The organism is Lederbergia sp. B243.17, assembly GCF_057657925.1.
Genome location: NZ_JBWBKF010000055.1, coordinates 84,383 through 108,177, shown reverse-complemented (window position 1 = coordinate 108,177; position 23,795 = coordinate 84,383). Strand labels below are relative to the sequence as shown.

The window sequence follows — 23,795 nt, the reverse complement described above, 5'->3', positions numbered from 1 at the left end:
TTCCATGTGGTGGGTTATCCTTTCATCCGGTAGTCCGGATTGGATTGCTCCCAGCCATTGTATGTATTTACGGATGAATTGCCGTCACCGTCCACCCATATTGTTTCCCCGGAAGGAAGTGTGCGGAAATGTGGAGACACATGGTGTGAATTTGGATTCTCGGCAAGCTGGACATCATCTTGTACCGCCGCAATATTTGCATCTGCATGCATGTCGCCAGCTTGAGCCATATCAGTGCCGGGGTTGTCCAGACCGCCATCTACTCCGTCGACAAGATCAATGACTCCGATGGAAAGGGCGCCTACAACCCCAACTTTGATGAGACCCTTTGCTCCTTCCTTCAGCCGGTCTGAATCCCCGTCGATGAGTCCGCCAACAACATTTGCTCCGTTGTCGACTACGTTGCAGACAGCATGTCCGGCTGAGACTACCGTATCGCCTACTGCTTTTCCGATATCTTGAAATCCGGCCTCGAACTGGCTGGAATCCTGAGTAATGATTCCCGCAGCCACATCCCAAGTGCCACTTGCGGCTTCGCCTAGTTTTTCACCTGCAAAGGAGGAAGCCTTCTTAATGCCATCGCCAATTTCCCCAATAAATTCACTGCCAGTCAGCTCGCCGACGACATTAACAGCCCCTCCGACAACACCGCCTGCCACATCTCCCACTAATGTTCCTAAACTCTTTAAAAATCCCATATGATGCCCTCCTGCCTAATCAAGTTTATTATAAAGCCATCTGGCAGGGTTGTATAGATATTTTGGCATAGGATAAAAGGTGCTGATGAAGGCGTAAAAAAGGCAGTTGCCGAAGAAAAGCGCAACTGCCTTTTATGATGCGGGTTTAATTTTGGGTGATATAAATTGCCTGGTTTGCAGAGTCAAATTCGACTTTCGCTCCGAGTGCCTCTCCTACAAAGTGCAAAGGTACGAGTGTTCTGCCGTTTGTGAGTTTTGCCGGAACATCAATTGCCTTCGCCTTTCCATTTACAGTCGGTGATTTAGAGCCGATTTTTAATTTGACGACGGTATTTTCACGATTTGCTGTTACGGTCTGACTGTTTGCGTCCCAATTCACGCTTGCTCCTAAACTTTCAAAGATGGCACGCATCGGAACGAGTGTCCGGCCGTTGTCGATAACGGGGGACTGGTCATAGTTTTGCTTAATGCCATCGATATAGACACTGATCGGTTTCGCTGCTGGCTTTGGTTTTGGAGCTGGTGCAGGAGCTGGAGCCGGTTTTGCTGTTGATGGTTTGGTTTGTGCCGCAGATCCACCCGAGTTGTGGTAATGGTACTCTCCGGTTTTCAATCCCCATTTTGCACAATTTGTCCGGCAATAATGACCGCCATTCGCGTCCGTTCTGCCCGGATGGGCGAATGCCTGGTCTGCAAATGGCAAGAGAATAAGTGCAAGTGCTAGAATCACTGGTGCAAATCTTTTCAAACTGAACCCTCCTAGTTATTTGGTACTACCAGTATATTACATAATTTACAGGAGGGAAATACCATTTTCATCTAAGAGAAAAAAGATTTTGAGAAAGATATAAAGCCGATTCTGCATTTTTCACTATGTATATTTATATTTCAGTTCATTTAATTACTCAGGGTCTGGCTGGTAAAAATAGTTCGGCGTTTGAATCTCATTTTTATACGGCTTGTGGTAAATATGAGTCGTTGCCGGAGAGACAGGCGGAATGAGCCATGTCCAATTTCCGGTAACGGGCCGGCCGGATTCCTGTTCCTTTTTCTCGAAGGCTTTGAATTGCTTGGCAGCGGTATGATGGTCGACGATCGTCACTTTTGCCTGCTGGTAAGAATGAAGCACAGCGATGTTCAGCTCCACTAGGGCCTTGTCCTTCCAAAGGGAGCGGTTGGACTTTGTGTCGAGCCCCATCAGTTCTGCAACTTTCGGCAGCAGGTCATAACGGCTTTCGTCCGCAAGATTTCGCGCGCCGATCTCCGTTCCCATATACCAGCCGTTGAAAGGGGCCATCGGATAGTCGATTCCCCCGATTTCAAGGCGCATATTGGAGATGATGGGAACCGCATACCAGCGCATCCCCAGTTCTTTCATCCCTCCTAGCTCTGGATGGACAATCGGCACCTCCTTGATGATTTCTTTTGGCAGTTCAAAGAAACGCGGTGCCTTGTCTTGCTCCTGCAGGACGAGAGGAAGGACATCAAATTGCGTTTTCTCGCTATGCCATCCTAAGCTTTCACACATTTGGGTGAATTGTAGAGAGGTAGAATCCCCGATAATCGTTTCCCCGTCCTTGTAGCCTGCATACCGAATGAGTTGATGATTCCAGATCCGAATCGGATCTTTCCCATCTCTTCCCGGCGCAAAGATGGTAATAGCGGAGCGGATGTCCCCGCCGTTTGTAGCAAAGTTGATATGCTCGACTAATTTTTTGAACGCTGAATCTGCCGTATCCGTTTTTCGCTCATCAAACACTTGTAACGTTTCCCATAACAAGCGTCCAATGCAGCGATTGCTGTTGCGCCAGGCCATTTTAGCCCCATGTTCCAATTCCTCAGATGTATGCGTATATGTCCCTTCGGATGAAATTTCCGCTTTGATTTCTTCAATTCTCTGCAGCTGCATTTCTTCAGGCAATCCCAATTCCCTGTAACAGATGTGGATGAATTGGATGGCCTTTTGCAATAAGCTCTCGTTTTGATGTGCATCCATTGTGATCAACTCCTTGCGGCTAGTGTAGCATGGAAACCTTTGACAAACGCAAAGCGATTGGGGTGATTTGTTGAACGAAAAAGAACTTTTAGGTTACAGGAAGGGGGGAGGGGGCTTTGATAAGTAAAGAAGCTTAGCATGGGAGAGACACTTTGCTGTATGTAAAAAAACTGGTCAGAACATCATGTCCTGACCAGCGTGGCTGCTATTATTTTTTTGGAGCCAGTTCAATTGCCTGTCTTAGTGCTTCAAGCATGCTTCCTTCATCGACAATACCTTTTCCCGCAATATCAAATGCGGTTCCATGGTCAACGCTTGTCCGGATGATTGGAAGTCCGACCGTAATGTTTACACCTGATTCGAGTCCCAGTACTTTGATCGGGCCGTGGCCTTGATCATGGTACATCGCTACAACGATGTCGAAATCGCCGCGCTGAGCACGGAAGAATAACGTATCGGCAGGAAGGGGGCCTTCTACATTTATGCCTTCAGCAGTCGCTTTTTCAACAGCAGGGATAATTTTTTCTTCTTCTTCACCGTAGCCGAACAATCCGTTCTCACCAGCATGGGGATTGATGCCGCAAACGCCGATTTTCGGATTGGCGATTCCGGATTTGGTCAATGTGTCGTGGGCCAGCCGGATTACTTTGTATACACGTTCTGGGTTGATCATATTGATGGCATCAATCAGCCCGACGTGGGTGGTGACATGAATGACTCTCAGTTTCGGAGAAGACAGCATCATCGAAAAGTCTTTAGTGCCTGTCAGTTCTGCCAAAATTTCAGTGTGGCCCGGATAGATATGGCCGCCTTTATGCAATGCCTCTTTGTTTAGCGGTGCGGTGCAGATAGCATCAATTTTTTCCTCGTTAGCCAGTTCAATCGCAGTTTTTAGATATTGGAAAGCTGCATTTCCGGCCTCGGCTGAAACCTTGCCGACAGGAAGATCTGCCGGTAGGAGGTCAAGATCCAGGCAGGCAATTTCGCCAAATTTGGTTTGGGTGAAGTCATCATCTTTGCCAAGTTCTTTTATAGTAATATTGACGCCAATGGAGTTTGCTGCGCGTTCCAGCATTTTTGCATCTCCGATGACGATCGGATGTGACTGTTCATATACTTTTTCGTGCTGGAGGCTTTTGACAATGATTTCTGGCCCAACGCCTGCAGCATCGCCCATTGTAATACCGACAATCGGTTTGTTATCCATGTAAATGATCTCCTTTCAGAATACGCATTGCGTGATAAAGGGAGTTTTCTTTGCCGAAAGCTCCTGCTTTCGTGACGACAGTGAACTCTCTCTCTGTACCTATTAATGTACCCAGCGGAATGCCCGCTTCAATCTGCCGGATCAGGCGAAACCCGATTGCTCCTAGCTGCTTCGCTGTATCTTTTGCCGTATCTCCGCCAGTCATGACAAGTCCAGTCAGGTTGCTGCGATCAGCAATATATTTTACCACTTGTCCGATGGACCTTGAAATCTGCTCTCCGATTTCAGCTCCGGAAAGCTGTCTTTCTTCACCGAGCCTCTTCACCTGTTCACGGATTTGCCCGTCAGAGGGAACATATAAAACGAGATCATTTCCTTCTTCTAACTTTTTCAGGCACTCATTTCCATAGTTCTCAGCAGCCCGGCCCCAGCCTTCTTCGAACATTAGCAGTGTATTCATTTCTACAGAGTCGACTCCAGGCTGGTTCAACGTATATTGCACTTGCTCATTGGAAGTCCGTGACAAGCTGCCGCTCACTGTCATCACTTGATTTGATAGAGGAGCAGCCGCCTTTTCTTTGTTGGTGCCACTGATACCGAGTACATCAGGCAGAATTTCAGCCAAACCCGCTGAACCGGACCAGATAATATTCTCCGAAAAAGCAGCCAGTTTTTCCGCCGCTGTTTTTAGATCCGCCTCGGTTTCAGCGTCACAAACGATGTATCGTACCTCACCTGCAATCAGTTCCTGCATTTTCTCCCTGAATTGGGGTTCAGCGAAGTCTGTTCTTTTTAATAGACCAACAGGCTGATTGATTTCCTCTTCAATTAGAGTAGGGATGGAGGAGACTGTTACAGGGTGTTTCGGGTCATTGGCCATCTCGGTTTTAATGATTTCAGTTCCGTTAACGAAATGAATTCCTTCTTTTGTTGTTCTGCCGAGAGCCGGGAAGGCAGGCGCAACGATGATGAAATCAGGTTGGAATGTCTCCTGCAGAACTTGGAGCTCGGCAGCGACATGGCCTCTCAATGTTGAATCCATCTTTTTATAAATATACCGGTAGCCGGTCTTCTTTAAAAACTCTGCAGCTTCTTTTGTTTTCTCAATCGCTTTTTGCTTGGACAGTGCCCGGGAATTGGTATCGAAGACAATCCCGCTGTCCAGTTTTTCAATGGAATCCGGTACATCAAAGAGCACAGATGTCCGGATTCCTTTTTCCGCCAGTTGGACCCCGCTGTCATTCGCACCTGTCAGGTCATCAGCAATGATGCCAATCTGTTTATCCATGGCGTTTCCCTCCTTTTCCACTTGTAGCCTTCACGCTTCTTTGATGTAGTCTTCCGGGAGTTTTACACCTTTTTTCTCCAGCCGCTTCACCAAAAAGGCTACATACAGAGGAAGAAGAATAGCAGTTGTAACGGTGGAAGCCGCTACCTGAACGGTTGCAATATCAACGTTAGATGCAAAGCTGGCACTCGCTGCTGCAATTGCGGCTGGAGTGGCTACGGCGTTTCCGGCAGTTGAACCTTCAGAGGCGCCGACAATCGGATTCCATTTAAGAGCTTTGAAGACGAAGTATCCTGCTGTTCCTGTAACGAATACTGTTAAGACACCAAGGATAATTCCGCCCAGTCCGCCTTCAATGATTTTTCCAAAGTCAATCCCCATACCGAGCGCAAAGGCGAAGAATGGAATGAGCATGGAACTTCCTTTATCAAGAAAATCTCTCATCTCGTCATCCAAGTTGCCCAATACCATACCGACAATGATCGGCAGCAATACGGCGATGAAGGAAACAAAGGAGAACATGCCGTTCACAAAGCCCATTGCGCCGAAAATGGCGAGGGCAACCATTGTGAAAAATGGTCCGTCGTTCAACGCCAGCAATGAATAGGCAGCCCGGTCTGTTTTGTCTCCGTATTGACCGACGAGTGCAACATACAATCCGCCGTTGCTGTTTGTCATGGCAGCAATGATCGCAATCGGTGCAAGCCCGAGCCAGAGCCCGTTCTCATTTGCAAACATGTACGCAAGCAAGCCGACAGCAGCGCCGACAACCCATTTTGTTGCTAAAAGAGTAGCGCCTTTCCCAAGACTTACCCCTACATTCCGGAAATTGATCTGTGCTCCGGTACATAGCAGGAAGAGGGCGATAAGTGTGCTAGACCCGTCAACGAATAGTGCCTGTGTGAAATTGCCGATTCTCAGCAAGTCCGGCACGAAAGTGTTTAAAATTGCAGCTAACAGCAAAGGCACAACCATCATGCCTCCTGGGATACGTTCCAAAGTTGCTTTAATTTTCACGATTATTCCTCCTTAAATAGATAAATTGTTTAAAAGTAAAGCAGATAAGTAGAAATGCAACGCTTACAAAAAGTATTGTAACCCCTTTCGTTTTAAAAAGCAACATAATATTTTATTTTTTCGAGTTACGTATGTTGCAATTTGAGACAAAAAAAGACTGCGCTCAATTGAGTAGCAGTCCTTCAAGATATTATTATGATTTCAACTTTCTCCATAAAGTGGAACGGTTAATGCCTAATCGTACGGCAGCCTTCGATTGATTATTGTCTTCCTCAGCCAACACCTGCCGGATGATTCGCTGTTCCATCTCCTCCAATGTTCCATTCAGCGGCATGCCGGTTGGTTGCGACTCTGCTGATTTATATTGATGGATTAGCGCCTTTACCTGTTCAAGTTCGATAAAATTTCCTGGAGCAGTTAAGCTAAGCTCCTTGATTGCTTGTTTTAATTGGTGAATATTCCCTGGCCAGTGGTAGCTTTGCAGGAATTCAAGAGCGTCACGTCGGATCCCAAGAATATTGCTGCCGTTTTCGGCGTGGAACTCGGCGAGAAAATAATCGATGTACGCAGGAATATCCTCTTCCCTTTCACGTAAAGCGGCCAAGTGGAGAGGGTTTTTTGACAGCAGTTTGTACAATCGCTTGTCAAATGATCCTTCCGTAAAGGAGGCAAGTGGCCTTTCGGAAATTGTAATGGGATAAACCGCGGAAGCGTACGTTTGAAGCAGGGAAAAGAGACTTTCCTGCGCGGCAGGCTGTAAATACTCCGGACTGTCTATGATGAGCGTTTTCTGAAGAGAACCTGTATGAATTGCCTGCTTCAGGCCCTCGATGTCTTGAGGGGAAGCCTGTTTCCCGGCAATCAAAATGGCAGGGGATTCCAGGCCGAATCGCTCAAAATGCAGGATGCGTGCGACCGTGTTCTTTCCTGATCCGTGCTCGCCCGAAATCCAGACGGAATCTGTGGCGGTTGCATATTTTTTTATTGTTGTCCGCAGCTGTTTTGCATAGTCACTTTCCCCTGGGATCGGCCTATGTGTGATTTGCCCCTGTATTAGAATAGCCGAGCTCGTCTGTTTTTCTGCATTTTGGAAGAGAAGGCCGATGGAGTTGTCCTTTTTGCCAGCCAAAAATATTTCTACATCATATGTCTGGCCTTCTGTTACTACTCTCGCCCAGCGGCCTGTACCATCTTCAGCGACGCTAGTGACCGCCTTTTTTAATCCCGGGTGATCCTTGAGCTGGAATTGTTGGAATTTCCGCTGAAAAGTGGCATTCGATTCGATGGGCTGGCCGTCCGTATGTGTCAGCAATACCGGACAGGGGAGCGAATGAAATGCGTCATGGATAATGCGGTTTTGACTTGTTATCTGTTTCAGCTGCCGATGCATCTCCCGGCTCGCGTCAATTGCATCTAACAGAGCCTCTCTTCCGGACGTAATTAATATGCCGCGGAGCCCCGTCATTTCAGCAAACTGTACAGTGACCACATCACCGATGACAACGCTATAACCGTCTTTCTTCAATTCTTCCAAAGCCGTCCGTACTTCTTCCCGATTATGAATGGTGATGCGGTGTATGTCGTATTCTAGTATATTGCAGATTGTCGCTGCTCCATCGGTAATATTTTTGTAACCGACTAGTGCAACCCCTTGTTTGATTCCTCGTATCAATGTGAAAACCCGTAGCATGTCATACCCTGTAATCCCTATATGAACCACAGGTATTGAAACCGCTTCTTGAAGCAGAGAGGCTGTTCCGCCGCGGCTGATGATCACATCAAAGCCTTCTGACTCCGCCGCTTTTGCAGCTTTAATGCTCTCTTCCAGGTTCGCTACCGTAATCTCCAAAAAGATATCATCGGGCAAGGTCAGATTTTTTGCTACTTCAGCCATGCCGGAATACGGAGCCACTAACAGAACCTTTATCATATTAATCCCTCATTCGTTGCATATTTCAACAATTGTATTATCACATAACTGGAAGAGGATGTCATTTATTTGTTGGTCCAAAGTTAGAGTTCATATTATACAAGGGGAGAAGAAGATAAGGGAGGAAGAAAGTGATGCGAAATCCAAGACTTACTGGAGTGAAAGCGGCTCTGTCTAGGCTGGAAGACCATCACCCGATGTACACCGCTTTAGCAGCAAAGCGTACGAGCCTGGAAGCTGGTATTGCTGGAGAGCAGAGAGTGAAAATTGTTTTTACCCAGCCATCATTTTTGATGAAGCATCAAGTTCTTTTTGACCTTTCCGGCATCCAAGAATGGTTCCTCCTCATCGGTCAAAATATGACAAACAAAGATTGCCGAGAATTCCTTCACGCTAATACCGACACCGCTTCCCGCCTCCTCAAAAGCTCCAACCTCCCGTGGACCGCCGCCAAACGCAACCGTACATACTACCCTAATTTGCAGATCATACAGGGGAACTGCGAATTACACACGGCTATGCAAGAGTAGGGAGCATCCATCTGAGAATAACCGGCGGCTATACGAGAATAAGTAGCGGCTATCCGCGAATAGCGCACACCCATCCGAAAACAACCGCCCGCCCATTCAAAAAAACGCTCCTGATGGTTCACTTCCCATCAGGAGCATTTTTCAGGCCAGACCTAATTTCCTTTTCACTTCTCTAATTTGATCTGTATGGCGCATTTCATGATAGGCGACGAAGGGGATCCATTGTTTTAGATTCATTTTTCCGAAGGCGGGATGCGGGTAGGATTTTGATTCAAGTATTGAGTCGTTTGAACTTTCAGCAAATGATCGTAAAGCAGCATGGGTGTGGTCGAGTTTCGCCTTTAGCTCGGCGAGGGTTTTGTAGTCTTCGCTCGGTACGGCGAAGTGAGGAGCGTCTACTTTTGTTGAGCGGTTGACGGACAGTTCGATTGGTTTGTCTTCAACATGGTTTTCTTCACCGGTTTTGTAGTGTTCTGCAATGGTCTGGGTGATGCCCCCTTCCATAAGGACGAGATGCTCCAGCACTTGGGCGATGGACCATTCGTTTTCGGCTGGTTTTTTGTTGATTTCCTCGTCAGTCAGGCTGTCTACTTCCTGTAATAGATCTTCGCGTGCTTTGTCATTGATTGTCATGTTTGTCACTCCTTCACTAGGTTGATTTATTATAGCATTACGGTTTGCCGCGGCAGCCTAGTTTTGACTTGAAGTAGCGGTGTGTTTATTGGAAGCCGCATACACATCGAACAGTTGGTGAAGCTGAGAATGGAGCGGACGACTTGGAGTCACGTAAAAAGAGGGTAATAGCTCATCGGTTGTTTTTGAATGTGAAAGCTGCCCCCTCTAATCTAAAAAGCTGTTTTTATAAAAACTAGCTCTTTTTACCTGGTTATTTAGTAGTAAAATTTTAATTTACAAAGAGAAGTTTCGGTTTTATAATTACCATGTTATAAAACTTTTTTCCTAAAAATCATAATAAAGGCAAACTTTTCGAAAGGGAAGGACGCAAAGCCATGAGTCTAAATCGCTGAAATAAGGCGACATGATTGTCAGGCTGCCGCAAAGTGGGAAAGCAATGTCTTCCTCTGAAGGGGCTATGGTTAGGAGACCATGGTTTTTTGTCGTGGAAAATTTTAAGTGAAAGGAAGGATGCATGTGTATATTGTTGATTTTGCAAAGCGGTTACTTAGGAAGCAGAATACAGGCCTTATCGTTTATCTTGTGCTGAATACGCTCATCGTAATGTTGCTTTTCCAAAATTGGCTGCTGGGACTCACTTTGTACGTTGCTTCGCTTGTTGCAGCACTTTCGCCATTGGGAGAGTGGATTCTCCGTATTCAGAACGGCTGCCGTCGAGTGGAGGAAGGGGCAATGAAGGAGCGATTGCAACCATTGTTCGAGGAGGTTTATGAGAGGGCGAAGGAACTGGATCCGAGCATTTCGGACAATGTTCAGTTGTTTGTGACAGATGAGCAGAGCCCCAATGCATTTGCGACAGGGAGAAAAACGATTTGTCTGACGACCGGTCTAATCGGTTATAGCGATTCGAAAATCAAGGCAACGCTTGCCCATGAGTTTGGCCATTTATCCCATAAAGATACGGATTTGGTACTGGTCGTGGCGGTCGGAAACATGATTGTTTCGTTCATGTTTTTGCTGTACCGATTGTTCATCACGGTTGCAGGTACGGTGGTGAGTATCGCTAACAGGAGTATCGGTTCATTGATTGTCTCATTTTTTATCGATTGGGTGCTTGTAGCGATGATGTGGCTTTGGACAAAGTTTGGAACCGCGCTTGTCATGCATACATCAAGGCAAAATGAGTTCGAGGCTGATGACTTTGCTCGTCGGATTGGTTATGGGGAGCCGCTAATCGATGTTTTATCTAGTTTCGAAAGAATGGAGGCGGAAGGTGCAAAAGGGCTGTGGGCGAATTTGGCAGCAAGCCACCCGGCGCCTACGATCCGGATTGAGAAGTTGAATATGAAACAAGCTGTTTGATTGGAATACATATATTGAGAGGCTGATAGAATGATGTTATATAAAAGGGAACTTAAAAAGATTCTAGCTTTGTTTGCCATAGGTCTAATTTTGGCGATTTTTACGCTTGTTTACGCAATGGTGACATACTCCGGAACGGTTTTTCGTTTCGGCATCAATGATGCCCTGATATTATTGATGATTCTTTGCTATCCGGTCGGAATCTTCTATGGATGGCGGCAAATCCTTGGCATCTATAACCGGATCAGACGCTCGGACAGGGAACATTGGGCGAATGGAGGAGGCCGTGGATATACGACGTTTGTCATCACGTTCCTTAACTTTTCCCTTGCCTTTATTCTAGCTGTGTTTTTTGCTTGGATTGTCGGCGTGTATAATGCTTTTGTGAAACTGCGATATTTGAAAAGGACGGAGACACAAGCGTGAGAAAAATATGGATGCTGCCTGCTATTGTACTAATGTTTGCTCTTGTCGGATGTTCAAGTACGGAAGAGGCGGGAAGGACAAAACCAGAATCCGCTGTTGAAAAACCGACTGATAAAAACGTGGACGCCGAGAAAAAGATAGAGGCAAAAGCTGTGGAGCCAGTCGCAGAAAAGCCGGCCGCAAAGGAAGAAATCGATTGGGAAGGGAACTGGGTTTTCCTAAGCGATGACAACCTCGGTCTTTTGAAAATTACAAAGACTTCAGAGGATGGGATTCAATATAATCTTACAGGCTCTGCTTACAATTCGTATAATGGCAATTCATACGGTAATGCTTTTGAGGGCCCCGGTAAGATTGCAGGGAACAAAATCGAATTCACTGATGACCTCACCGGCCATTGCAGCGGGGTGATGACAAAGGATGACAACATGATTACAGTGAAATTTGCCGACGAAAGCTGCCATACGCCTGCCGTATATTTGGATGGGACGTACAGAAAAGAAGGAACTGCGACAGCTCCGGAAAAACTAGTGCTTAGAGACGGCAATTTTGTTGTTGCCGGAGTTGCGCTCGGGGATAGTCTTTCAGTTGCAAAGAGTTACTGGGACAATCCGGAGTATGAGGGGCCGGATGAGGATGGATTCTATCTATTCATTCAAAAATTTCCGGCTGCTGATTTGATGCTTTCCTATGATGGGGATGATACGGTAGAGTCGATCGTCACATCAGCAGGGGTACAGGAGCTTGATACGTTTGCTGAGAATTTCGATGGAGAAATATATGCCGATGAACAATCCGTTTACTTATTCAATCCGAAGAACGGGCAATTATTGATTTATGCGGACCGTGGTGATGGCAACGCCAGTATACTGGTAACGATGGAGGACGGGAATTTCCGTGCCAGCGTGGAGAATGGCTGGATCCAAAAGAAAAATTGATTTGAATAGGCCTTTTTTGCATAATGCAGAAAGGGCCGTCTTTTTGAAAAAAACTGTCTCTACGCAGTATCTTTGCTGTCCTTCTTCTTCTGTGATACGATTTTTTGGATAACAAAAATGAAGGAGGAAGGGCAATGGAAAAGTTGAAGGTGCGCGAAATCCATTTAGCTAACCGACCAGTCGGTATGCCTGCTGAAAGCGATTACAGATTTGTTGAGCGGGAGATGCCGGTTCCAAACGACGGTGAAGTGCTACTTAGAACGCTGTATTTGTCAGTGGATCCGTATATGCGCGGACGGATGATCGATGCAAAATCCTATGTTGAGCCTTTTAAGCTCAATGAAGTGATTTCCGGCGGAGTGATTGCCGAAGTGGTTGAATCGAAGTCTGACCGTTTTCAACAGGGGGATGTTGTGATTGGGAATCTCGGCTGGGCGGAGTATTCGGTAGCGGGTGAAAGAGAAATCCGCTCGATCGATCCTTCAGTTGCACCAGTGACAACCCATCTCGGCATTCTCGGTATGCCAGGACTGACAGCTTATTTTGGCCTGCTCGACATCGGGAAGCCGAAGGAAGGGGAAACCGTTGTTGTTTCCGGGGCGGCCGGTGCTGTAGGCTCAGCTGTCGGGCAGATTGCGAAAATCAAAGGAACACGAGTTGTCGGTATTGCCGGTTCCCAGGAGAAGATTGACTACTTAATCAATGAACTCGGTTTTGATGCCGCGGTCAATTATAAGAACGAGACGTTCCGGCAGGATTTAAAAGAAGCTGTTCCTGACGGCGTCGATATTTATTTTGATAATGTTGGCGGTGAAGTTTCTGACGTAGTGTACACCTGCCTGAACGACAATGCCCGCATTCCGCTTTGTGGCACGATTTCTTCTTATAACGTGACAGGTGAGGACATTGGGCCGCGCGTCCAAACGATTTTGATTAAAACAAGTTCACTAATACAAGGTTTTACCGTTGGCAAATATGCTTCCGGATTCAAAGAGGCTGGTGCACAGCTCGGCAAATGGCTTGGTGAAGGCAAACTGAAATATGAGGAAACGATTGTTGAAGGCTTTGAAAATACGCCGGATGCGTTTCATGGCCTGTTTAAGGGGACCAATCTCGGAAAACAGATTGTGAAGGTCGCCGATCCGGAGTACGCAAAGTTTTGATGGGAAGGTAGATAAAAGCTGGTTCTCGATGAATGATTTTTTTAGGAGATGAGGGAATGGGCGTATATGATTTTGCGGCAAATACGATTTCGGGAGAGGAGAAATCGTTGGGGGATTATCAGGGAAATGTGCTTTTGATCGTCAATACGGCGAGCAAATGCGGCTTTACCCCACAGTTCGAAGGGCTGGAGAAGCTTTATACGACATACAAAGAGCAGGGTTTTGTTGTCCTTGGCTTTCCTTGTAACCAGTTCGGAAGCCAGGATCCTGGCAGCAACAGCGAGATTGTCGAGTTCTGTCAGCTGAACTACGGAGTGAGCTTTCCTATGTTCAGCAAAGTTGATGTCAAAGGAAAAGATGCCCATCCGTTATTCCAATACTTGACGAAGGAAGCAAAAGGATTGCTGACGGATGATATCAAGTGGAATTTCACCAAATTCCTTATCGACAAGAACGGGAATGTAATTGACCGTTTTTCTCCACAAACCAAGCCCGAAAAAATTGCTTCCGATATTGAAAAAGCGCTTGAGGCCTAAGCTGGCAACAAGGACACCAATCCTTCCGAGGATTGGTGTCTTTTTAAGTTAGGAGGCGATCAGCACTTTTTTTGAAAAGAGACGATGGCGACTCTTTTCGTCTGCGGATGGATGGTAGCAAAAACCGAACCCCTGCTAGCGTGTTCTTCCAGCTCGCTTTTTAAATTGAGGACGGCGAGTTTGATCGCTGTCTGTACATCAGATCCTGTTCCGGATCCGATAATGCTGTCCCCGCTTTTGTAATAATAATGGGCGAAAGCTTTAAAGTACTCTGGATAGACGAAAAACTCAATTTCGGTATGAAGTTTGCCCATCCGGATTTCGATGAATCCGTGATCGGACGGCTGCATTTTATCATGACTATATGTCATTGTATTCCCGGTCAATCCGGTCTGGCAGCCTGGAACGATTTCCGCCTGAACCTGACGGTGGGCTCTTTTCTTTCCGGTAGTACCGTCCATTGCTTTCTTTCACAATCATATAGCGCCGATTCAATATGCCGTCGTTTTTTGCACGATTGTCAAAAATCGATTTGAGTTTCCGTGTGTTGTTCACCCTGTTTTCAAAACGGGTGATACTGATATCTATCAGAGTGGAGCCGCCGTCTTTAAAGTGAACGAGCGTCTTATCCGGATGTTGTGAGGATTTTTCGTTATGATCGATATGGTCAAGTGCCAGCAGGCAGTTGTCTTCCCGTTCTGCCGAATAAATCATCAGCCAGTACATATTCAGACTCCGGCTGATTTTGACAGGAGGCATCTGAATATTACCCAATGCAAGTTTCGTTGCCCTGGCCGCGCTTTGTAGGCATGTTCCGTGGTATTGTAAGCTCTGATTCAAAATTTCCCGCGGTGATTGCTTCACTTTCATAAGCTTCCCGCACTCAAGTACTGAAGAAATACAGTTGCCGTGATCATCGAATTCTCCGCGTATCATGGCGGTATTCTGGTTAATAATATAGTACTTTGACATTGCTCTCTCCCCTATCTCCATATTTCGGTCCCACTCTTGCTGTGAGCCTGCCGTTCTGATAAGGAATAAACATGGAGGTATGTTGACTAAGGGGTAGAGCGGCAGGTCTTTTATACTGGAACCTATTTACCACTATACATAAAATTTACAAATAATTCTATACTTTTACAAAACTTTATTTATATGGTTGTCGAATAAGGATACTTCTAGGCATAAAAGAAAGAAAAATAAAAAGTGGAAAATAAGTATTGACTATTCAAAATTCATCAACTATACTCAAGCCAAGTTGAATTTACGGTTCTTTTACAAGTGAATACCGATTTTTTCTTATCAAGAGAAGCGGAGGGACTGACCCGATGAAGCTTCAGCAACCAGCAATTTGATTGCCCGGTGCTAATTTCAGAAGGATGTTTTACGATCCTAAAGATGAGACGATTGTTTATGTAAGCTGCCCTTCTCTCATCTTTTGCAGAGAAGGGCTTTTTGATTTTCAAAAAGAAGAGGGGGATTGCCGAATGGCAGTGGTGACAAGGAGAAGGAAAGAAAAGCTGAAGCCGGAGGAAGTGGAGGCAGAGATTCGAGAGCTGGCATCCCGGGTGATCGCGCCCAATGCAGAAAGGATTGACAGGGAAGGGGAATTCCCAAAGGAAAATATGAGGGTGCTCGGCGAGGAAGGATGGAACAGTGTGCTTTTGCCGGAAGAAATCGGCGGCCTGGGGCTCGATTATCAGGCATACGGAATCGTTGTTCGTGAGATTGCGAAGGCCTGTCCCTCGACTGCGCTTGTGTACACAATGAATATTGGCGCTGCGCTAATCATTTATCATTACGGGAATGAGGATCAGTGGAACCGGTGGCTGAAGCCGCTTCGGGCCGGAAAGTTCGGAACGATTGCAAACAGTGAGCGTGCATCAGGCGGGCAATTTTGGCTAAGTCACAGCCGGGCTGAATACGGGGATGATGGATATGTGCTCAATTTGGAAAAATCCTTTGCGACGAGCAGCGGATTTGCAGACTTTTATGTGCTACAGACGAGATCACCCCAAGCAGAACAATTTTCGGATCTTTGTTACTTTATCGTAGATGCAAAACAGGAAGGAATTGAGACAGGAACCTGGGACGCTCTTGGCGTGCGAGGAAATCATAGTTCTCCGATAAGGTTAAATAGCATAAAGGTCGGACGAGAGGATTTGATCGGCGAGGAGGGGACAGGCAAGCGGATTGTGGAGAACAGCAATGCCTATCTTTTTGGGCTTGGTGCCGCATGGACCGGAACAGCCTCTTCAATTTTTGAAGAGGCAGCGGCTTTTGCCAAAAGATCGGCTGGAAAGCAGCAGATTATCCGCCACCAGTTGGCTAAAGCGAAAATATTGGTCGACTCTTTGTCTGCCTGGCAAAATGATATCGCATCCCGGTTGAATGTTTGGGTCAGCTCGGGCGAAAATCTTTCCGATGAGCTAAGGACGCTTCTCTATGAATTTAAGGTGCATGCTTCAGAAACAGCCAATGAGGTTGCACAGATTGCAATGGATGTTGCTGGCGGCTACGGCTACAAAAAAGGAAAGCTAGAACGGCTGTACCGTGACGCAAGGGCAGGAATTGTTATGGGGCCATCCAATAATCTGGCGAAAGAGCTGATAGGCAAACAGATTGTATTCGGAGGAAATCGGCTATGGCCGGAAAACGAAGAGGAGGATAAGGAAAATGGGAAATAAACGAATTTTGCTGAACGCATTTGTCATGAATTGTCCGGGCAACCAGTCGCCGGGATTGTGGTCGCATCCGGAGGACCAGTCGCACCGATATAAGGATCTGGAACATTGGGCAGAGCTCGCAAAGACGCTGGAGGCGGCGAAGTTCGATGCGGTGTTTCTTGCTGATGTGCTTGGCCCGTATGACGTGTATCAGGGGAAGAGGGATGCGGCGCTACGCCAGGCGGTCCAGTCGCCGATCAATGACCCGCTCCTTGTGATTCCGGTAATGGCTGCCGTTACGGAACACCTCGGATTCGGAGTAACGGCATCGGTAACACATGAACATCCGTATACGTTCGCACGCCGGATGTCGACACTCGATCATCTGACGAAGGGCCGGGTCGGCTGGAATGTCGTCACCTCATATTTGAAAAGTGCTTCGATCAATATCGGACTGAAACAACAGATTGCTCATGATGAGCGGTATGATATCGCCGAGGAATATCTCGACGTGTGCTACAAGCTGTGGGAAGGGAGCTGGGAGGACGATGCGGTTGTTAGGGACACAGAGAGGAAAGCTTTCGTCGATCCGGAAAAGGTCCACGATATTGGCCACGAAGGCGAGTATTTCAGCGTTCCGGGCGCCCATCTTTGTGAGCCGTCGCCACAGCGGACACCTGTGATTTACCAGGCTGGCCTCTCATCAAGGGGGAGCGCCTTTGCGGCGAAGCACGCGGAAGGAATTTATATTTCTGTACCGACCCCATCCATAGCGAAAAAATTCATTGGCAAAATCCGCGGGCAGGCTGGCGATTACGGCAGAAAAGGCGAGGATATCAAGATTTTTAGCTTGTTCACGCCGATTGTTGGAAAGACACGCGAAGAAGCGGAAGCAAAATATGAAGAATACAAGCAGCATATCAGCCATGAAGGAGCGCTCAGTCTGTTCAGCGGCTGGACAGGGGTGGACCTTTCGGAATTCGACTTGGATGAGAATTTGCAGTACGTGGAAAATGATTCGATGCGTTCAAGACTCGAGATTTTTACGAAGGTTGATCCGGATAAGCAGTGGACGGTCCGTGAGATTGCCGAGTTCGTCGGTCTTGGCGGCATCGGACCGGTCGTTGTCGGGACAGCGGAAGAGATTGTTGATGAAATGGAGAAATGGATCGAAGAGGCCGGGGTGGATGGATTTAATATCACATATGCGGTCATGCCGGGTTCATTCGAGGATTTTGCTGAGCTTGTCGGACCGGTACTCGAGGAGCGCGGGCATCTCCGCGGTGAAGGGGAGCCGAAAACATTGCGCGGCAAGTTGTCAGGGCAAGAACAGTTGAAGTCCAGCCATCCGGGGAAACAATTTTCATTCGTCAAGGCGTAAAAAAGGCAAGTGCAGCATCAGGGAGCTGACATAGCGGAGGAACAATATTCTTTAAAACAGGAGGACGGAAATGAAAAGAATTTTGCTTGGCTTCATGATGATTGCAGGACTGCTCGGCCTTGTGGGCTGCGGTGCGGATGATGCAGGGACGGGAAAAGCAGCGGCTAAGAAGGAAATCACAATCGGTGCGACGGCCGGGCCATACAGCGATCAGATCAAAAACAGCATTGCCGGACTGCTGGAAAAGCAAGGATATAAGGTGAAGGTGATCGAATTCAGTGACTATGTCCAACCGAATAACGGGCTGAATGAAGGAAGCCTGGATGCAAATGTGTATCAGAATTTATTGTATCTGGATAATTTCAATGAGGAACACAAGATGGATCTGGTGAACACGATCATGGTGCCGACTGTTCCGATTGGAGCTTACTCAGAGAAGTATGAGTCTGTCAAAGATGTAAAAAAGGGAGCGAAGGTATCTTTGCCGAATGATCCAGTGAACGGCGCTCGGGCGTTGATTATGATGGAAGAGCAAGGATGGATTAAGCTGAGTTCCAATGTCGACGCGACGAAGGCATCAATTAATGACGTAGTGGAGAATAAACTTGATTTGGAATTCATCCCGCTTGAAGCAGCACAGTTGCCGCGTTCCATGAAAGATGCTGACATTGCCTTTATCAACGGGAACTTTGCCATTGCTTCTGGATTGAAGTTAGAAGAAGCGCTAGTTTTAGAAAATACTCCTGATCATTACATGATTCAAATTGTCGTCAAACGAGGAAACGAAAACGAGCCGTTCGTCAAAGCACTGGAAGAGGCTTATAAATCCAAAGAATTTCTCCAGTATACGGAAGAACAGCTTAAAGGATTTGTACGTCCGGATTATATGAAGTAAGGCAATTAAGTTTAGGCGCCAGAACCCGCGCAGGGCGGTGGACTGGCGCCTAATTCTTATTCAGTGATGAAATGTTCTTTTGATAATGGTGTCATGTTCGGATGCTGTTTTTTTCCTTCCCAGGCTGTGACCCGCAGTTTGTATCCGTTAATGTCGGCCGGAAGTTTTAGCTTGGCCGTCATTGTCTTCGTTTGGCTGGCGGGGATGGACCGGGAGGACGAGGTTTGATCTACCACCTTGCCGCTCTCATCGATCAGCTCCATCAGGATCAGGATATCGAGTTTTTTGTTTCTCGTGTTGGCTGCGCTGACTTCAGCAGTGACCATGTCCTGCGGAGTCAGTTTTGTAATGGAGTTCCCTCTTTTATCCTTGAACAATACATCAATGCCGATCGGGTATTCAGGTTGTGCCGGATCTTGGTTGGAGCGGATTTCATATTCTTTGACAGACTTGCCATCGGGTGCTGTCACTCTGATAAGGGTGATGCTGCCGTTTTGTTGCACATCCACCTCGGCCCCGGTTTGGCTTGCTTTTGCTTCAACCGTTCCGACTGTTTTATTGATTTGGTAATGCAGGACACCCGGCGAGAAATCCTGAAGCGGCATGCCATTAATTTGGATGGACTGCAAGGTAGCATCTGTCTCGGGGACTGCAATTTTAAATAACTCATTCCCTAAAGCGTAGTAAATGCTGCCGTCCGTACCGACTGTCATGTTGTTCATGAAGTCTTCTACGATCACCTGATAATCGAGGCTCTCCGGATCAATCGCGATCAGCTTTCTCGAGAGAGTCGTATAAAGCATGCCATCCGGTCCCCATTGAAGACGGTAAGGAAACCACTTGCTGCTATTGTACAGGCTGGGGCGGATCACCTTGCTCTTCACCACTTCCTTCGTATCAGGATTCATGGCGAAAATGGTACCGTCGACGGCTCCCCATAAATTCCCGTCAGGGCCGAATGACAGCTCGCCAATCATTTTCGGCGTTTCGTCTATTCCCGGTATTTCCGGAGTGAATTCTTCGATTTTCATGCCCTTCTCTACATCCCAGACGAATATTTTCGCTGCAGATGCTTTCGGGTCAATGCCGAGCCCGCCCCATACCGATGTCCCGCCATAAAGCATGCCATCCTTGTAAGCGAGGCCGATGATGCTCTGGTCTTGGACGACATTCCGGTACTGAGTCCATTTATCGGCCGCTTTGTCGTAAGTGGCCAATACCCCGCCAAGAACACCGTAGTCCGGCACAGTTCCGACGAAAAGCTGATCATCACTGTTTGTGATGGCAAACGGTCTGTCCTGCTGATCCTGGATATCGTACTCTAACGCAGGATTTTCCGGCAAATCAATGGGCTTTGAAGGATCAAAGCTGTACATGATGGCTCCGACGTACGTTCCATAAAACACTTTATCTCCTAAAAAGCCAATTCCTTCAGGCTGGGCGAACGAAGGAGCATTCACTTCGATTTCCTCTGTAAAGGGGTTGTATATGCTCATTCCGCGCTGATACCCGCCCATATACAGCTTGCCGTCCGGTCCTGTTTTCAAAGCTTGAATGGCAACCGCTTGAGAAGAGATGTCCAGTTCAATAAACTTCAGCTCGTTTGTCTCGGGGTTATACAGCATATATTCACCGTATTGCGTGACCATCGCCAAAACCTTTGAACCGGCAAACTCTCCCGAAGCCGGGGTGATCCATTGCATATCCTTGACCCGCACCGTATCGGGAAGAAGCGGGATGTTTTCATTGGCCGCAGATTTATTCGTGCTGACATTATATTGGTAGAGTCGGTTTTCAAATTTGTAATAAAGCAGGTCAGGGTTAAGGGGAGATGGGCTTGAGATCATATTGCTGTATTGAAATGTGTCGACAATCTTATTTGTCTTTGAATCAACCACAAGCATCGTAACGGAACCCGCCGAAACAAAAAGCTTGTCATCGATGACAAAAATGTTTTCAATCATTCCTTCTTCGCCGCTATGGCCCTCGATGATGATTTCTTCTTTTGCACCTGTTTTTCGGTCAATTTTGAGTAGATGCTTTGTCGTGCCAATTCCGACATAGATGGCATCCTCTGTAACTCCGATTCCGCGCGCGTATTGCTGCCCTTCTTTTATTTGTCCATAATCCTTGAAAGTGCCGGCAGCGATGTCATATTCGAATAGACTTGCATGCGGGTAGGTAGATCCATAGATTTTTCCGTCAGAGGAGGCTTCCAAGTCCCACACCCAATCATCGGACGGATTCACACCCAATTCCTCAATCTTTTTCAGCGACGGCACATAACGGTACAGCTTTCCGTCGCCTGTGCTGGCGAAGTAAACATTCTTATCTGGACCGACGGTCATGGCCCACAAAGCTTCCGTGTTCGGAATCACCTGGGAATACTTCAGTTTGCCGGTTTCAGCATCAAGCACAGAAAAAGTTCCCGGGAGGCCGTTGGAATGGTAGTAGACCTCATTTTCACCAAGCTCGTTTTCCTGAATGACTGCTGCCTGTCCAAGCTGAACTTGTACCATTGGCCCAAGCTTGACGGGCTTTGCGTACTCTCTTTCCAAAGGGACTTCTTCTTTCGCCAATTCAAAGGAAACATCGTCGAAATATGCTTCCGTCAAGCTGATGCCGCCAGAGTAAAACGCCAATCTGGCATAAGCTGCATCGGCAGGGGTGTCCGTAAACACCTTCAGCTCATTCCATTGATTTTTCGGCAAGTTTCCGAATAGCTCAATTTTCACTTTGTCTTTCAATTCCTGATCTTGCCCATTATAATAATGGATTTCATAGACAATATTATGCGTCTGCTGCACGGCGTTAGTGTAAGCAGTTGCCAAATAGGGTCTTCCCGGAGCAATGGAAATTTTATCACTGATCACGCGCAGTCCGCTTTTGTCCGAGGAATCGTGGAAATGAAGACTTTGTGTACCGGACCTGGACAGGTCTTGGCTGATCGAAACGCCGGCCGCACCTCCTTCTGTTTTCCACCCCGGGATGCTCCCATCATCAGTGAGAGGCATTTCGAAGCCAGGGTTGGGCACTTCCTCAGAAATCTCTTCTTCGGGAGGCTGATTCCCGATTTCTTCTAAATTAACGTCATCAACATACACATCCGTTATGCTTGGTTTTCCCGAACTGAAGGCAATTTGCATTGTTGCTGCGTCAGCCGGGGCTTTATCTTCAAGCGAGATATCGATCCATCCGAGTCCGGCCTTTGCTTTATGGAGTTCGTTTTTAAAGCCAACCTGCTTATTGTTCCGGTCATAAAAACTGATCGCGGCTTCAACAGAATGGGATTGCTGCTTCACATTCATTTTTGCGGTCATTTTATAGGTTTTTCCGCCAGTGATGGAAATAGGCCTTGTTTTTGCCTGAACTTGCAAATCAACAGAAGTATCATAGATTCGCAAGTGTTTGCCATTTTCTCCTAATGCAACGGTGACAAGGGACCCTGTGGAAATCCATTCCGGAATTTGTGGATCGCTTTCGAAGCTGCTGTTTTCTATCGGAATCACTTCACTTGTGTCGGCAGCCAAAAGCTTTACGTTATCAACATGCGCGCCTATTCTGCTGCTGACTACTAGATTGATGTGATCCGTTTCCGTTGGAGCTTCTGTTTCAAGACGAAATTCCTGCCAATTTGCCGAACCAGAGGCGGTTGCATATTCCTCGCGCAGTAGAGTTCCGTATTGGTCGTAAAAGAGGATGCCAAGCTGAAATGCCTCCTCCTTGTCAACATGTACCTGGGCAGTCAGAACATATGAGCCTTCTTGCAGCTTAATATCATGGCTTTGAATTTCCGCTTTTTCTCCTGCAGGCATCATCTGAAGGCTTTTCCTTCCATCTGATGCCATGTCTCCGGAAACGGTCGCTTCCCCGCTTGTGATGTTCCAGCCGGGAAGAATCAGTCCTTCTTCAAAATCAGAGTTCGGCACGGGAATACCCTGATCTTCCGCCCCTGCAATTTTCGGGTAAAACGGAAGCATTCCAAGAAACAGTACAAGAGAGACAACGATTGATCCTAGCTTTTTTATTGTAAACTCCACCATCCCACCCCTTTTATGTGTTGATGAACATTTGCAGCGTGAAAGATGTCGTATCTCTCTGTCGGTTTCTCGCCTATCCGCCACATGTTCAAGATAAGTGTAGGTGAGCCTTTCGATGGGAGTCAATATTGGTTATTTTCAGACAAATTTTCGTCTGTAAAGATCGAAAAGTGATGCAGGTATAAAGTATGAGGCTCGGCCGGCAGGAAAGGGATACGGAACTTTGCTTTTTGACCTTGCCCCCTCTCTACAATATGGATATTATAGGGGGGATTACTAGTATCCTATTTTTTCAGGATTCGGGAAAGGGACAGGGATTGTTATGAAGGAAGGGAAGAGGGCACCGTCCAGTATTCAAAAAGCGTTTGATGTGATGAATATTTTTACAAGAGAAAGTCCCGTATTAACATTGGAACAAATTTCGGAGAAGACGCTCATTCCGAAGACGACTGCTTTTCGTATACTGTCTCAGCTTGAGGATAACGGTTATATTCTCAAGCAGGACCAAGCGGGAAAGGTCTTTTATTCACTGGGCTATGCATTTTTGGAGAAGGGCCAGATGGTAAAAGAACAGATGAACATAAGGGAATTGGCGCGTGAGCATATGATCTCTTTGCGGAACGAACTGAACTTGACCATTCAATTGGCAATACGCAATAGAGAAAATGCTGTCTATATCGAGCAATTTGAATCTTGGCGGCCGATCCGGGTTTTCCCTTCAATCGGGAAGCAGGTTCCTTTGTATTCGGCAGCCTGTCCCCGAGTATTGCTGGCTTTCACAGACTCCGTAGAAAGGGATTGGCTGCTTAACCAGTACTCTTATGAACGATTTACGGAACATACAACTGTAGATCCAAAGCGGCTTGCTGACCTGCTGCTTGAAATTCGCGAGTCCGGGTTCAGTACAAGCAGGGGGGAGCTGCATGAAGGAACATTTGCCATTGCTGTCCCATTGATCGATCCGGCTTCAGGCGAGGTATTGGCGGCCTTGAGTGCGATCGGCATGGAATCGGATTTTGATGGAGATTATGCAAAGTATATTGACGTACTGAAAAAAGCAGCCGAGGATATTTTCCGAAAATGAAC

At 46.9% G+C, this 23,795-nt stretch carries 21 protein-coding genes and 2 riboswitches; of the genes, 10 read left to right on the top strand and 11 right to left on the bottom strand.

Annotation, left to right across the window (positions count from 1 at the left end):
• Positions 1–14 precede the first annotated feature (14 nt).
• The 7 genes from AC0TWI_RS10205 to AC0TWI_RS10175 form a co-directional block, all read right to left on the bottom strand.
• Positions 15–698: a hypothetical protein gene (locus AC0TWI_RS10205; RefSeq protein WP_488126242.1), complete on the bottom strand. Its 684-nt coding sequence runs from the start codon at positions 696–698 to the stop codon at positions 15–17.
• Between the two features lie 145 nt (positions 699–843).
• The gene (locus AC0TWI_RS10200; RefSeq protein ID WP_488126241.1) at positions 844–1,446 is read right to left on the bottom strand and encodes a stalk domain-containing protein; all 603 of its coding nucleotides are present in this window, start codon (positions 1,444–1,446) and stop codon (positions 844–846) included.
• Between the two features lie 153 nt (positions 1,447–1,599).
• Positions 1,600–2,694, bottom strand: a complete 1,095-nt coding sequence (locus AC0TWI_RS10195) for a nitric oxide synthase oxygenase (protein WP_488126240.1) — start codon at positions 2,692–2,694, stop codon at positions 1,600–1,602.
• A 208-nt stretch (positions 2,695–2,902) separates the two neighbouring features.
• Positions 2,903–3,901 (bottom strand): 4-hydroxythreonine-4-phosphate dehydrogenase PdxA, encoded by a 999-nt coding sequence (gene pdxA, locus AC0TWI_RS10190; protein ID WP_488126239.1) that lies wholly within the window; start codon positions 3,899–3,901, stop codon positions 2,903–2,905.
• Complete coding sequence (locus tag AC0TWI_RS10185; RefSeq protein ID WP_488126238.1) at positions 3,894–5,189, bottom strand: four-carbon acid sugar kinase family protein; 1,296 nt, start codon at positions 5,187–5,189, stop codon at positions 3,894–3,896. The genes pdxA and AC0TWI_RS10185 overlap by 8 nt, the downstream gene beginning before the upstream one ends.
• A gap of 30 nt (positions 5,190–5,219) precedes the next feature.
• Positions 5,220–6,206, bottom strand: a complete 987-nt coding sequence (locus AC0TWI_RS10180) for a 2-keto-3-deoxygluconate permease (RefSeq protein WP_488126237.1) — start codon at positions 6,204–6,206, stop codon at positions 5,220–5,222.
• A 193-nt stretch (positions 6,207–6,399) separates the two neighbouring features.
• Positions 6,400–8,136: a PrpR N-terminal domain-containing protein gene (locus AC0TWI_RS10175; protein WP_488126236.1), complete on the bottom strand. Its 1,737-nt coding sequence runs from the start codon at positions 8,134–8,136 to the stop codon at positions 6,400–6,402.
• 134 nt (positions 8,137–8,270) lie between these two features.
• On the opposite strand from AC0TWI_RS10175, the gene AC0TWI_RS10170 reads away from it, so the two are divergent.
• A complete protein-coding gene (locus AC0TWI_RS10170) occupies positions 8,271–8,666 on the top strand; it encodes a hypothetical protein (RefSeq protein ID WP_488126235.1) in 396 nt (131 codons plus the stop codon).
• 141 nt (positions 8,667–8,807) lie between these two features.
• Here AC0TWI_RS10170 and AC0TWI_RS10165 read toward each other — a convergent pair whose 3' ends face one another.
• Complete coding sequence (locus tag AC0TWI_RS10165) at positions 8,808–9,299, bottom strand: DinB family protein (RefSeq protein ID WP_488126234.1); 492 nt, start codon at positions 9,297–9,299, stop codon at positions 8,808–8,810.
• Positions 9,300–9,633: 334 nt separating this feature from the next.
• Positions 9,634–9,725: riboswitch (cyclic di-GMP riboswitch) on the top strand.
• 93 nt (positions 9,726–9,818) lie between these two features.
• Between AC0TWI_RS10165 and AC0TWI_RS10160 the strand changes: the two genes are divergently transcribed.
• From AC0TWI_RS10160 to AC0TWI_RS10140, 5 genes are all read left to right on the top strand, one after another.
• A complete protein-coding gene (locus AC0TWI_RS10160) occupies positions 9,819–10,664 on the top strand; it encodes a M48 family metalloprotease (protein ID WP_488126233.1) in 846 nt (281 codons plus the stop codon).
• Positions 10,665–10,694: 30 nt separating this feature from the next.
• Positions 10,695–11,090 carry a hypothetical protein gene (locus AC0TWI_RS10155; protein WP_488126232.1) on the top strand — a complete coding sequence of 132 codons (396 nt, stop codon included), beginning with the start codon at positions 10,695–10,697 and terminating at the stop codon, positions 11,088–11,090.
• A complete protein-coding gene (locus tag AC0TWI_RS10150) occupies positions 11,087–12,028 on the top strand; it encodes a hypothetical protein (RefSeq protein WP_488126231.1) in 942 nt (313 codons plus the stop codon). The genes AC0TWI_RS10155 and AC0TWI_RS10150 overlap by 4 nt, the downstream gene beginning before the upstream one ends.
• Before the next feature lie 134 nt (positions 12,029–12,162).
• Entirely contained in the window at positions 12,163–13,191 is a 1,029-nt protein-coding gene (locus AC0TWI_RS10145) for an NADP-dependent oxidoreductase (protein ID WP_488126230.1), read from the top strand.
• 56 nt (positions 13,192–13,247) lie between these two features.
• Positions 13,248–13,727 carry a glutathione peroxidase gene (locus tag AC0TWI_RS10140; RefSeq protein ID WP_488126229.1) on the top strand — a complete coding sequence of 160 codons (480 nt, stop codon included), beginning with the start codon at positions 13,248–13,250 and terminating at the stop codon, positions 13,725–13,727.
• A gap of 59 nt (positions 13,728–13,786) precedes the next feature.
• Here AC0TWI_RS10140 and AC0TWI_RS10135 read toward each other — a convergent pair whose 3' ends face one another.
• Entirely contained in the window at positions 13,787–14,098 is a 312-nt protein-coding gene (locus AC0TWI_RS10135) for a hypothetical protein (RefSeq protein WP_488126228.1), read from the bottom strand.
• Positions 14,088–14,699, bottom strand: a complete 612-nt coding sequence (locus tag AC0TWI_RS10130) for a competence protein ComK (RefSeq protein ID WP_488126227.1) — start codon at positions 14,697–14,699, stop codon at positions 14,088–14,090. Before AC0TWI_RS10130 ends, AC0TWI_RS10135 begins: the two co-directional genes overlap by 11 nt.
• Before the next feature lie 324 nt (positions 14,700–15,023).
• Positions 15,024–15,132, top strand: a riboswitch (SAM riboswitch).
• 82 nt (positions 15,133–15,214) lie between these two features.
• Between AC0TWI_RS10130 and AC0TWI_RS10125 the strand changes: the two genes are divergently transcribed.
• From AC0TWI_RS10125 to AC0TWI_RS10115, 3 genes are all read left to right on the top strand, one after another.
• Positions 15,215–16,414 (top strand): acyl-CoA dehydrogenase family protein, encoded by a 1,200-nt coding sequence (locus AC0TWI_RS10125; RefSeq protein WP_488126226.1) that lies wholly within the window; start codon positions 15,215–15,217, stop codon positions 16,412–16,414.
• Positions 16,404–17,774 (top strand): LLM class flavin-dependent oxidoreductase, encoded by a 1,371-nt coding sequence (locus AC0TWI_RS10120; RefSeq protein ID WP_488126225.1) that lies wholly within the window; start codon positions 16,404–16,406, stop codon positions 17,772–17,774. The genes AC0TWI_RS10125 and AC0TWI_RS10120 overlap by 11 nt, the downstream gene beginning before the upstream one ends.
• 70 nt (positions 17,775–17,844) lie before the next feature.
• A complete protein-coding gene (locus AC0TWI_RS10115) occupies positions 17,845–18,669 on the top strand; it encodes a MetQ/NlpA family ABC transporter substrate-binding protein (protein WP_488126224.1) in 825 nt (274 codons plus the stop codon).
• Between the two features lie 56 nt (positions 18,670–18,725).
• On the opposite strand, the gene AC0TWI_RS10110 is transcribed toward AC0TWI_RS10115, so the two are convergent.
• On the bottom strand, positions 18,726–22,709 hold the full coding sequence (locus AC0TWI_RS10110) for an NHL repeat-containing protein (RefSeq protein ID WP_488126223.1): 3,984 nt from the start codon (positions 22,707–22,709) through the stop codon (positions 18,726–18,728).
• Between the two features lie 322 nt (positions 22,710–23,031).
• Here AC0TWI_RS10110 and AC0TWI_RS10105 point away from each other — a divergent pair, with 322 nt between their 5' ends.
• Complete coding sequence (locus AC0TWI_RS10105) at positions 23,032–23,793, top strand: IclR family transcriptional regulator (protein WP_488126222.1); 762 nt, start codon at positions 23,032–23,034, stop codon at positions 23,791–23,793.
• Positions 23,794–23,795: the final 2 nt, after the last annotated feature.